10 protein-coding genes are annotated in these 11,449 nt (G+C 66.0%); 4 read left to right on the forward strand and 6 right to left on the reverse strand.

Features of this window, described 5'->3' with window-relative positions:
- The first annotated feature begins 98 nt into the window (after window positions 1-98).
- Window positions 99-383, forward strand: a complete 285-nt coding sequence (locus BGO47_RS11240; RefSeq protein WP_292711966.1) for a 2TM domain-containing protein — start codon at window positions 99-101, stop codon at window positions 381-383.
- Window positions 384-463: 80 nt separating this feature from the next.
- The gene (gene ispG / locus BGO47_RS11245) at window positions 464-1,594 is read left to right on the forward strand and encodes a flavodoxin-dependent (E)-4-hydroxy-3-methylbut-2-enyl-diphosphate synthase (protein WP_292712156.1); all 1,131 of its coding nucleotides are present in this window, start codon (window positions 464-466) and stop codon (window positions 1,592-1,594) included.
- Between the two features lie 8 nt (window positions 1,595-1,602).
- Here ispG and BGO47_RS11250 read toward each other — a convergent pair whose 3' ends face one another.
- The 5 genes from BGO47_RS11250 to BGO47_RS11270 form a co-directional block, all read right to left on the reverse strand.
- A complete protein-coding gene (locus tag BGO47_RS11250) occupies window positions 1,603-3,048 on the reverse strand; it encodes a phosphotransferase (protein WP_292711968.1) in 1,446 nt (481 codons plus the stop codon).
- Window positions 3,045-4,811 (reverse strand): maltose alpha-D-glucosyltransferase, encoded by a 1,767-nt coding sequence (gene treS / locus BGO47_RS11255; RefSeq protein ID WP_292711970.1) that lies wholly within the window; start codon window positions 4,809-4,811, stop codon window positions 3,045-3,047. Before treS ends, BGO47_RS11250 begins: the two co-directional genes overlap by 4 nt.
- Window positions 4,812-4,912: 101 nt before the next feature.
- A complete protein-coding gene (locus tag BGO47_RS11260; RefSeq protein WP_292711972.1) occupies window positions 4,913-5,932 on the reverse strand; it encodes a 1-aminocyclopropane-1-carboxylate deaminase in 1,020 nt (339 codons plus the stop codon).
- Window positions 5,919-6,632 carry a GntR family transcriptional regulator gene (locus BGO47_RS11265; protein ID WP_292711974.1) on the reverse strand — a complete coding sequence of 238 codons (714 nt, stop codon included), beginning with the start codon at window positions 6,630-6,632 and terminating at the stop codon, window positions 5,919-5,921. Before BGO47_RS11265 ends, BGO47_RS11260 begins: the two co-directional genes overlap by 14 nt.
- Window positions 6,633-6,686: 54 nt before the next feature.
- Complete coding sequence (locus tag BGO47_RS11270) at window positions 6,687-7,325, reverse strand: pyroglutamyl-peptidase I (RefSeq protein WP_292711976.1); 639 nt, start codon at window positions 7,323-7,325, stop codon at window positions 6,687-6,689.
- Between the two features lie 104 nt (window positions 7,326-7,429).
- On the opposite strand from BGO47_RS11270, the gene gtfA reads away from it, so the two are divergent.
- The gene (gene gtfA / locus BGO47_RS11275; protein WP_292711977.1) at window positions 7,430-8,917 is read left to right on the forward strand and encodes a sucrose phosphorylase; all 1,488 of its coding nucleotides are present in this window, start codon (window positions 7,430-7,432) and stop codon (window positions 8,915-8,917) included.
- 66 nt (window positions 8,918-8,983) lie between these two features.
- Window positions 8,984-10,780 carry a proline--tRNA ligase gene (locus BGO47_RS11280; RefSeq protein WP_292711978.1) on the forward strand — a complete coding sequence of 599 codons (1,797 nt, stop codon included), beginning with the start codon at window positions 8,984-8,986 and terminating at the stop codon, window positions 10,778-10,780.
- 6 nt (window positions 10,781-10,786) lie between these two features.
- On the opposite strand, the gene BGO47_RS11285 is transcribed toward BGO47_RS11280, so the two are convergent.
- Entirely contained in the window at window positions 10,787-11,290 is a 504-nt protein-coding gene (locus BGO47_RS11285) for a pyridoxamine 5'-phosphate oxidase family protein (RefSeq protein ID WP_292711979.1), read from the reverse strand.
- Window positions 11,291-11,449 lie beyond the last annotated feature (159 nt).

An 11,449-nucleotide genomic window follows, 5' to 3' on the forward strand; every position in this document is an offset into this window, starting at 1 on the left:
CATGCGGTGCTCGCGAACATGCGCCGAAACTACCACAATGGCGCCAAAGACAGCCGCGCGCTCTAGTGCGGTGTTGTCGCGGGCACTAGATTCTGGGCATGACGGACTCTCAAGATCCCACCGGCTCTGACGACCTGCGCCAGCGCGCTGTCGCGAGCCTGCGTGCTAAGCAAGGTTTCTGGTACAGCCTGGCCACCTGGGTTGTGCTCTCTGCGTTCTTCGTGCTGATCTGGGCGCTCACCGGAATGGGTGGCTTCTGGCCCGTGTGGCCCATCGCCGGCATCGCCATCGGTGTGGCCTTTGCTGGTATCCGCGCCTACGGGCCCTCGCGTGGTGGCCTCACCGAGAGCAAGATTCAAGACGAGATGCGTCGACTGCAGTAACGCCGACCTACCAGGGCGAGGTCGGCCTGCCACCCAGCCGGAATGCGTAGGCTGGTCCCGTGCCAGCTGTGAACATCGGAATGCCGAAGGTCCCCGAAACCCTCGCTCCGCGCCGCAAGAGCCGTCAGATCAAGGTGGGCAAGGTTCTGGTGGGCGGAGATGCCCCCGTCAGTGTCCAATCGATGACGACGACGCCGACGACCAACATCAACGCGACTCTGCAGCAGATCGCCGAGCTCACGGCATCCGGGTGTGAGATCGTGCGGGTGGCAGTGCCGTCCCAGGATGACGCCGACGTGCTGCACATCATCGCGGCCAAGAGTCAGATCCCGGTGATCGCAGACATCCATTTCCAGCCCAAGTACGTCTTTCAGGCGATCGACGCCGGTTGCGCGGCGGTTCGCGTGAATCCCGGCAACATCCGAAAGTTCGACGACCAGGTCGGAGCGATCGCGAAGGCTGCGCAGGCGGCTGGGGTGTCGCTGCGGATCGGCGTCAACGCGGGTTCTCTGGACCGGCGCCTGCTCGAGAAGTACGGCAAGGCGACCCCCGAGGCGCTCATGGAGAGCGCTGTCTGGGAGGCTTCGCTGTTCGAGGAACACGACTTCCACGACTTCAAAATCTCGGTCAAGCACAACGACCCCGTCGTGATGGTGAAGGCTTACCGGCTGCTGGCCGAGCGCGGTGACTGGCCGCTCCACCTCGGTGTTACCGAGGCGGGACCCGCCTTCCAGGGCACGATCAAGTCGGCCACAGCCTTCGGCATCCTGCTCGGCGAGGGGATCGGCGACACCATCCGCGTCTCGCTGTCAGCTCCGCCCGCCGAAGAGGTGAAGGTCGGGCACCAGATCCTGCAGTCGCTGAACCTGCGTGAGCGAAAGCTCGAGATCGTGTCGTGCCCGTCGTGCGGGCGCGCGCAGGTCGACGTGTACTCCCTCGCGGACAACGTCACCGAGGGACTCAAGGACATGACGGTGCCGCTGCGCGTCGCGGTCATGGGCTGTGTCGTGAACGGGCCCGGCGAGGCCCGGGACGCCGACCTCGGCGTTGCCTCGGGTAACGGCAAGGGTCAGATCTTCGTCAAGGGTGAGGTCATCAAGACCGTGCCGGAATCAGAGATCGTTGCCACCCTCATCGAGGAAGCCAACCGGCTCGCCGACGAGATGGGGCCGGACGCGCCGCTCGGCACTGCGCAGGTCGTTACGAGCTAGTCCGCGCGCTACGAACCCGCGACCCGTTCCAGTGCCTCAAGCGGGATCGAGACCCAGGTGGGCCGGTTGCGGATCTCGTACATGACTTCGTAGACCGCTTTGTCGGCGACATAGGCGTCAAGCAGCACGCCGTGAGCGCCGGTGAGCTCGGCGCCCGCGTCGTCGACCGGAACATCATCGGATGCCGCAGCAGCGACGTATGCCGCGACGAAGTGTTCGCGAGCTCGGGCCGACCACTCTCGTGCGCGCTCTGCCCGCAGGGCCTGTCCGTCGTCGGTGTCGGCATCCGTCGCCCAGGACATCTCGATCATGGCGGCCGCGTAGTCGAACGAGCGGAGCATTCCGGCAACATCCCGCCAGGGCGAGTCCGGAAGAGAGCGTAGGGTAAAGGGCCTGCCCGGTTCGCCCTCGAAATCAACGATGCGCCACCCGTGCGAGGTGCGCAGCGTCTGACCGAGATGAAGATCGCCGTGCACACGCTGGACCTCGAGACCGTCGAGCGCCGCGACCGCGTCGTAGAGGCGATGCAGTTGCGGGACGTGAGCCTCGAGCCCGGGAACCGACCTGCGAGCTTCGTCGAGTCGCCCGCGCATCGCTCGGGCGAGGTCGGCGGCAGTGTCGCCACCGCGCGTCCCGGCGGGAAAGCGATCCCGCATCAGGGCGTGAACCTGCGCGAGGGCTTCGCCCAGACGCGCGGCCTCGCCGGCAAAGTCACCGCCAGAGTCCTCCACGCGCTGCTTCGGATCGGCGAGCAGCGTTCGAACACTCGCGATGGCCAGTTCGAATCCGTCGGTCGCTGTGGCCAGGAACTCCTGCAGCATCGCCGTCTGCAGTAACTGCCCGTCGACCTCGATCTCCACCCAGCCGTACAGCTGCGCGATGTACTCGGAACCGCCGCGGGTGAGTTCCTCGTGGATTTCGATGTCGGGATTGATGCCGGGGCTCACCTTGCGGAAAAGCTTCATGATTGCGGTGTCATCGAACCGCGCCGATGAGTTCGACTGCTCACCGGTCATCGGAGAGGACACAAGCGTGTCATCGAGAGGGTCGCCGCCGGGCATCCGGTGGAAGCGGAGCCGGTCGATCTGAGCGGTTCCCGCCGATTCTGCGGAGATGAAGCCGTCCAACCAGATGCGCATCGCCTCGCGGTCGTGGATGGCGTCGTAGAGGTGCACGGGGTCGCCGTCGGCCTCGATCGCGCCGACATAGGCGTGGCTGATCCGCTCCTCGATGTCGGGGTACCCGCTGAGGGGCACCTGATACAGCTCACTGCCGGCATCCTCGTCGCCGTAGGTGACTGTGATGAGGTAGACGGTGAGGGACGGTCTGCGATGCTGGGCGGGAACCTCGGCGATCGTGCGCACCTCGTCGACCTCGAACGGGCGCCCCTTGCCCCCGAACCAGCGGGTCCGTACCAGATAGCTCTCCAGGAGAGCGGCGTCGGGAGCGGTCACAGCAGCCCCACCTCCTCGGCATCGTCGGCCGGTGCGTGCAGCTGGAACCAGAAGAACCCGTGACCGCCGAGGGTAAGCAGGTAGGGCAGCTCACCGATCCGGGGGAACGGAACGCCGCCGACGAGCTCGACCGGCACGAGGCCTTCGAAGCGACGGAGGTCGAGTTCGACCGGCTGCGGGAACTGCGACAGATTGTTGACGCAGATGATGACATCTACGGTGCCGTCGTCGTTGGTGTGCTCCCGGGTGTAGGACAGCACAGAGGGGTTCGACCCGCCCAGGTCGTTGAAGCTGCCGAGTCCGAACGCGGGATGGCGCTTGCGGGCCTGGATCATCTGCCGCGTCCACTGCAGCAGCGACGATCGATTCTCCTGCTGCGCTTCCACGTTCACCGCGAGGTAGCCGTGCACCGGGTCCTGCACGATGGGCAGGGCGAGCTTGCCCGGGTTGGCGGTGGAGAACCCGGCGTTGCGGTCCGAGGTCCACTGCATCGGCGTGCGCACGCCGTCGCGGTCACCAAGCCAGATGTTGTCGCCCATGCCGATCTCGTCGCCGTAGTACAGCACCGGTGCGCCGGGCAGGGAGAGAAGCAGCGCAGTGAATAGTTCGATCCGATCGATGTCGTTGTCCAGGAGCGGCGCGAGGCGGCGACGGATGCCGATGTTCGCCTTCATGCGCGGATCCTGCGCGTACTCGTTCCACATGTAGTCGCGGTCCTCATCGGTGACCATCTCGAGGGTCAACTCGTCGTGGTTGCGCAGGAAGATTCCCCACTGGCATCCGGCGGGGATCGGGGGAGTTTCGGCGAGGATGTCGCTGATCGGATAGCGGGACTCGCGGCGCACTGCCATGAAGATGCGCGGCATGACCGGGAAGTGGAAGCACATGTGGCACTCGTCGCCGCCGACCTCCGGGTTTCCGAAGTAGTCGACGACATCGGCAGGCCACTGGTTCGCCTCTGCCAGGAGCACGCGCCCCGGGTACTCGCGATCGACGATGCGGCGCACCTTCTTCAGGAACTCGTGTGTCTCGGGGAGGTTCTCGCCGTTGGTGCCGGGCCGCTCATAGAGATACGGGACGGCATCCAAACGGAACCCATCGAGTCCCATATCGAGCCAGAACCGCATTGCGTCCAGCACCGCGTCGTGGACGCGCGGGTTGTCGAAGTTCAGATCGGGCTGGTGCGAGAAGAACCGGTGCCAGAAGTACTGCTGCCGCACCGGATCCCACGTCCAGTTGCTCGGCTCGGTGTCGACGAAGATGATGCGGGCATCCTCGTAGAGCTCGTCGGTGTCGCTCCACACGTAGAAGTCGCCGTAGGGTCCGTTCGGGTCGCGGCGGCTCTCTTGGAACCACGGATGCTCGTCGCTGGTGTGGTTCATCACGAAGTCGATGATGACCCGCATGCCCCGCTCGTGCGCGGCATTGAGGAACGCCTGGAAGTCTTCGGTCGTTCCCAGGCCCGGCTGGATGCCGGTGTAGTCGGCAACGTCGTAGCCGCCGTCGCGCAGCGGGGAGGGGAAGAAAGGCGGAAGCCACAGGCAGTCGACCCCGAGCCACTCCAGGTAGTCGAGCTTGTCGATGAGGCCCCGAAAGTCTCCGGTTCCGTCGCCGTCACTGTCCTTGAAAGATCGAACCAGGACCTCGTAGAAGACGGCCGTCTTGAACCATTCGGGCTCCGCGCTTCCGGGAGTATCGGGGAACGGCTCCTGCGTCAGGATCGGGATGGAAACGGTATTGGTCGTCGGTTCCGCGGCGGTCATCTGTTCCTCCCGTGGTTCCGGATGTCGGCGGGTGTGGCCTGGTCGTCTGCCTAACCTGCCACACGTGTCTGCACGACGCTATCCCCTTGCGCTCGGGCAGCTCAGTCCCATAGGCGCCAGTAGGCGTTGATGGCGGGCTGCCCGCCGAGATGGGCGTACAGCACAGTCGAGTCTTGTGGAATGTCGCGGCTGCGTACCAGGTCGATGAGCCCCGCCAGCGACTTTCCTTCGTAGACGGGGTCGGTGATCATGGCCTCGAGCTGGGCGCCGAGCGCCATGGCCGCCATCGTCGATTCGACCGGGATGCCGTACAGATCGCCAGCCCATCCTTCGAGCACTTGGATCTCGTCGTCTCGGAGGTCGCGACCCAGTTCGATGAGGCTCGCGGTGTTGCGCGCGATGCGGGCTACCTGGTCGCGCGTCTTCTCGAGCGTCGCTGACGCGTCGATCCCGATGACCCGGCGGCTCACTCCGGTCAGCTCCTCGAGCGCCGCGAAGCCAGCGATCATGCCGGCGTGGGTCGACCCGGTCACGGTGCACACGATGATCGTGTCGAAGAAGACTCCGAGATGCTTCTCCTGCTCAGCGACCTCGAAAGCCCAGTTGGCGAACCCGAGGCCCCCCAGGGGGTGCTCCGAGGCTCCCGCGGGAATCGGATACGGAACGCCTCCGGCGTCCTCGACTTCCTGTAGCGCGCTCTTCCACGAGTCGCGGATACCGATGTCGAACCCCGCGTCGTCGAGGCGGGAGTCTGCTCCCATCATCCGGGAGAGCAGGATGTTGCCGACCTTATCGTTGGTCGGGTCCTCCCACGGCACCCACTTCTCTTGCACGAGCCGGGCCTTCAGCCCGAGATGGGCAGCAACGGCGGCGACCTGTCGCGTGTGGTTGGACTGGTAGCCGCCGATGGATACGAGGGTGTCTGCTCCAGATGCGAGGACGTCCGGGACGATGTACTCGAGCTTTCGGACCTTGTTGCCGCCGTACGCAAGACCGCTCGAGACGTCTTCGCGCTTCGCCCAGATCTGTGCGCCGCCGAGGTGCCCGCTCAGGCGTGCGAGGTGGTGGACCGGGCTCGGCCCGAAAGTGAGCGGGTGGCGGGGGAACTCATGAAGCTTCATGCGGGGGCTGTCTCGTTTTCTGCGGTGGCGGGGGTGTGCGGGGTGGGGCAGTGGAGTCGGACTCGGTGACGAGATGGGTCCAGATCGATTCGGCGATCTCGGCGGCTCCGGCAGCATCGCCGCGCGCACATCGTGCGATGAGCTGCTCGTGTCGCAGCGTCGAGAGCTCGGCGCGCTCCGACGAGAACTGTGCCCGCTCGGCACGGAGCAGGACCGGTTCGTAGAGGCGCAGGACCGTTCGCACGGCGTCGCTGTCCGCGATCTCGACGAGAATGCCGTGAAAGAGCTCATCTGCGGCGATTGCTCCGTCGATGTCGCCCCGGCCGACCGCAGCGCTGAAAAGGCGGTTGGCCGCTCGCATCCGTTCAATCGCTTCCCGGTCCAGGCGAGGTACCGCGCCCAGAGCGGCCAATCGGTGCATGGCTGCTACAACGTCGCGGGCGTCGCGAATCGCTCGCGGCTCGATCGGCGAGATGATCGTCGCTCGCCCCGGGGTCGTGTGCACCAATCCGGCGCCTGCCAGTTCGAGCAGCGCTTCGCGCACGGGGGTGCGGCTGACCCCCAGCCAGTGAGCGATATCGCCGTCGCGGACCTGTTCGCCCGGCGCGAGGGTGCCGTCCACGATGGCCGCGCGCAGCCGTGCCTGTACCTCGTCACGCAGGAGGGGGCGGTGGGTGCCCGCTGTCGAGGGGACCGGCATGCAATATATTGCAGGTGACTCGAGCAGGACTTGTCAAGTTCGACCCGGCCCGGCTCAGGCCAGGTGTCCGCCGGGGATGTCGAGATCGCTGGTGTGCGTGAGCGTCGTCCTCACGGCGATCTCGAGCGCGCGCGTGATGTCGGCCCGGGGGAGCGAGGCGGCGCCTGGTGGTGCGCTCTCGGCGTCCCACGGCACATGGATGAAGCCAGCCCGCAGTCCCGGTGTGTTCGCGCTCAAATGAGCAAGCGTGAAGAAGACGTCGTTGCAGACGAACGAGCCAGCCGACAAGGACACGGACGCAGGGATGCCGTTGGCTGCGATGTCGTGGGCGATCGCCTTGACAGGGAGCGAGGATGTGTACGCAAGGGGCGCCCCGGGGATGCTGGGGGTGTCGACGGGTTGGTGTCCCGCGTTATCGGGAATGCGGGCATCGCGCAGATTCACGGCGATGCGCTCCGGAGTGATGGCATCGCGACCGCCGGCCAGGCCCGTGGCAATGACGACGTCGGGGCGGTTGGCGGCGACCAGCTCGATCAGCAGCGCGCTCGCCCGGGTGAAGTCGACAGGAAGTATCGCCGTGACCAGTCGCGCCGGCCCGGTCCACGCTGCGGCCAATCGAACTACCGCGTCGCCTGACGGGTTCGACTGGTCGCCAGCGAACGGTTCGAAGCCGGTCATTGGCACGGTCGACATGCCTTCACGGTACGTGGGGCAGGTCGGTAGAATATGCTGACACGATTTAGCAACGCGGAAGAGGTCGTCAAGACCGAGCCGCAGACGCCCCCGGAGTGCTGCTCATGACCCATCCGATCCAGCTCATCGCATATGCCGACCGCCTGGGAGGGACGATTCCCGCGCTCGGTGAGGTCCTACGCGATCGATTCGCGGGAGCCTTCGGCGGCGTCCACATCCTTCCTTTCTTCACGCCCTTCGACGGCGCCGACGCCGGATTCGACCCCGATGATCACACGACAGTCGACCCTCGGCTGGGCACGTGGGACGACGTCCGCGCCCTCTCTGACGACCTCGATGTCATGGTGGATGTCATCGTCAATCACGTGTCTGCCCGCTCGCCGCAGTTCCGCGACGTCATCCAGAACGGTGACCAGTCGCCGTACGCCCAGATGTTCCTGACGATGGGCACCGTGTTTCCGGAGGGCGCGACAGAAGCCGATCTGCTGCGGATCTATCGCCCCCGACCCGGGCTCCCGTTCACCCCGTACCCGTGGGGCGAGTCGACGCGGCTGGTGTGGACCACCTTCACCGCTGCGCAGGTCGATATCGATGTGCGCAGTGCTGCCGGTTCCGCGTACCTCATCTCAATCCTGGATGCCCTGCGGGATGCCGGCACACGGATGATTCGCCTGGACGCCGTCGGCTATGCGGTGAAGACGCCGGGCACCTCGTCGTTCATGACGCCCGAGACCTTTGCTTTCATCGATGAGCTGACCGCGCTGGCGCACGAGCGTGGGCTTGAGGTCCTCGTCGAGGTCCACTCGTTCTACCGACGCCAGATCGAGATCGCCCAGCGCGTCGACCGTGTGTACGACTTCGCACTTCCGCCCCTGGTGCTGTTCGCTGCCGCGACAGGAGATCACGCGCCGCTGGCGCGCTGGATCGCTGAACGACCCGAGAACGCCGTGACCGTTCTCGACACCCACGACGGCATCGGCATCGTCGACGTCGGTCCCGACCCCGCGACGGGGGAGCCCGGGCTCTTGGATGCCGGCCAGCTCGGCGCATTGGTCGAAGCGATCCACGACGCCACGGGCGGACAAAGCCGGGCGGCAACGGGCGCTGCGGCCTCGAACCTCGACATCTATCAGGTCAACAGCACTTTCTACGACGCGATGCGGCGCGACGATCGGGCGTACCTGGCAGCTCGTGCGGTGCAGTTGTTCGTGCCCGGCATCCATCAGATCTATTACGTAGGTGCCCTCGCCGGAACCAACGACATGGATCTACTCGAACGCACGGGGGTCGGTCGCGACATCAACCGTCACCACTACAGCGACGCCGACCTGGAGCGCGACCTCGAGCGGCCTGTCGTTGCAGCTCTGTTGGATCTGTGCCGATTCCGCTCCGACGCCCCCGGTTTCGACGGGGTGTTCCAGTCCCGGCTCGACGACGACGGATGGCTGCAGATGCGGTGGGAGTCGGCATCCGGGTGGTCCGAGCTGCGGGCGCGGCTGGACCAGGGCCAAGCCGAACTGCGCTGGGCGCGTGCTGACGGGCTCGAGCATGCCACCGCGGACCTGCTCGAGATCCCTCCCACCGATGCGTGAGGCTCGGACGGGTCCAGCGCACGGCTCGCCGCGCTGGTGCGGCGCCGCGGCCTAGACTTGACGCTCGTGGTAACTCGTCTGTCGCACTACTTCCTCCGCACGCTTCGCGAAGACCCCGCCGATGCCGAGGTCACCAGCCACAAGCTCCTGGTGCGCGCCGGCTACATCCGGCGCCAGGCTCCCGGCATCTTCGCCTGGCTGCCGCTCGGCCTGCGCGTGAAGGCAAAGCTCGAGCAGATCATCCGCGACGAGATGGCGGCTGCGGGAGCCTACGAAGTGCATTTCCCGGCGCTGCTGCCCCGTGAGCCCTACGAGTTGTCAGGGCGCTGGGAGTCTTACGGCGACGGTATCTTTCGCCTCCAGGACCGCAAGGGCGCCGACTACCTTCTCGCGCCGACCCATGAGGAGATGTTCACGCTCCTGGTGAAGGACCTCTACTCGTCGTACAAGGACCTCCCGCTGGCGATCTACCAGATCCAGGACAAGTACCGCGACGAGGCTCGGCCCCGCGCAGGGCTTCTGCGCGGGCGTGAGTTCACGATGAAGGATGCCTACTCGTTCGACTACACGGATGCCGGGCTCGATGCGTCGTACCAGGCCCAGCGTGACGCGTACGAGCGGATTTTCCAGCGACTCGGGCTCGAGTACGTCATCGTCAACGCCGACAACGGGCTCATGGGTGGCGCTCGGAGCGAGGAGTTCCTGCATCCGACCCCCGTCGGGGAAGACACCTTCGTGCGTAGCGCCGGGGGATACGCCGCCAATGTCGAGGCGTTCACGACGGTTGTCCCTGCGCCGCTCCCGCTCGCCGGACTTGCCGAGCCGGTGATCTTCGATTCGCCCGACACCCCGACGATCGCGACGCTTGTCGATCACCTCAACGCGAACGAGGCTGCCCCGGCTCCCGGTATCGCCGGTCCTGCCACGGATGACGACGCAACGTGGACGGCAGCCCACACGCTCAAGAACGTGGTGCTGGCGCTGACCCACCTCGACGGCACGCGAGAGATCGTCGTCGTCGGCATTCCCGGAGATCGCGACATCGACGACAAGCGCGCCGAGGTGGCGTTCGCCCCCGCCGCCGTGCAGGCGGCGACGGCCGATGATTTCGAGAACAACCCGCTCCTTGTGAAGGGCTATATCGGTCCCTGGTCGCCGACTGGGGCGATTCTCGGGGAAGAGTCGGCGACCGGCATCCGGTATCTTCTCGACCCGCGGGTCGTGGACGGTACGTCCTGGGTCACTGGCGCCAACATCGACCAGAAGCACGTCCACTCGCTCGTTGCGGGCAGGGACTTCAGCGGCGACGGCTTCGTCGAGGTGGCGAACGTTCTGCCTGGCGACCCGGCACCGGATGGCTCTGGTCCGGTCGAGCTCGCGCGCGGAATGGAGATCGGTCACGTCTTCCAGCTCGGCCGCTTCTTCGCTGAGACCCTGGGCCTGAAGGTTCTCGACGAGAATGGCAAGCTCGTGACGGTCACGATGGGCTCCTACGGCATCGGTGTCACGCGGATCCTCGCGATCATCGCAGAGCTCAGCAACGACGAGAAGGGTCTCATCTGGCCGAGCGCTGTGGCGCCCTTCGATGTGCACATCGTCGCCGCGGGCAAGGATGCCGTCGCCTTCGATCTTGCGGAGCAAGCCAGCGTCCGTCTCGAGGCTGCCGGTCTCGAGGTCGTCTACGACGACAGGCCGAAGGTGTCTCCGGGAGTGAAGTTCGGCGACGCGGAACTTGTCGGCGTGCCACGCATCCTCGTCGTCGGACGGGGAGCGGCTGCCGGCGAGGTCGAGCTCTGGGATCGCCGTACGGGGGAGCGCGAAACGATGACGCTTGACGATGCCATCGCTCGCCTCGCCGCGTGAGAGGTCTTAGTAGCTGATCTTCGCGTGCCGGACGATGTCGTCATCCGGGGTATCGCGCGTGACGAGCGCCTTCAGCATCCCCGCTGCCTGAGCGAGCCTGTTCTGCCCGGGCTCCCAGAACTCAACCTCGACGGGCGTGACCCGCAGGAGCGTGATGCCGGGAGTGTCGAGCCCATCCTCGAACCACACCTCCAGCGACGGTGAGTACAGCTCACGCATGAGTGCATCGTCGTGGACGACCCCAGCGCGACCCGCGACCGACACATAGCGCATGGCCTTCGGGTCGCAGTACGACAGTCCGACCTCGTCATCTGCTTCGGCCTCGTCCACCTTCTTGGTGTGCTCGGCGGTGAAGAACCAGATGTCGCCGTTCTCGTCCATTCGGCGCGTGCTCATCGGGCGGCTCACGAGGTTGCCGCTGTCATCGCGCGTCGTGAGCATCGTGATGTCGATGTCTTCGACGAGTTCCTTGGCGCGGGTGCGAGCTTCGTTTCCTGTCAATTCCGTCATGTCGGCAGGATGCGGGTCGCACCCTCTCGCGCGCGAGGGGATTGACACGTGTCACAGGTCTGCATAACGGGCGCGGAAGACACAGAAGAGCGCCTGCGCTGCGAAGCCGGAGCCGACACCGATGACGAGTGCGGGCCCCGCCGGAGGCACAACCAGGGC

This window comes from Microbacterium sp. 67-17 (assembly GCF_001898325.1).
Lineage (GTDB): Bacteria > Actinomycetota > Actinomycetes > Actinomycetales > Microbacteriaceae > Microbacterium > Microbacterium schleiferi.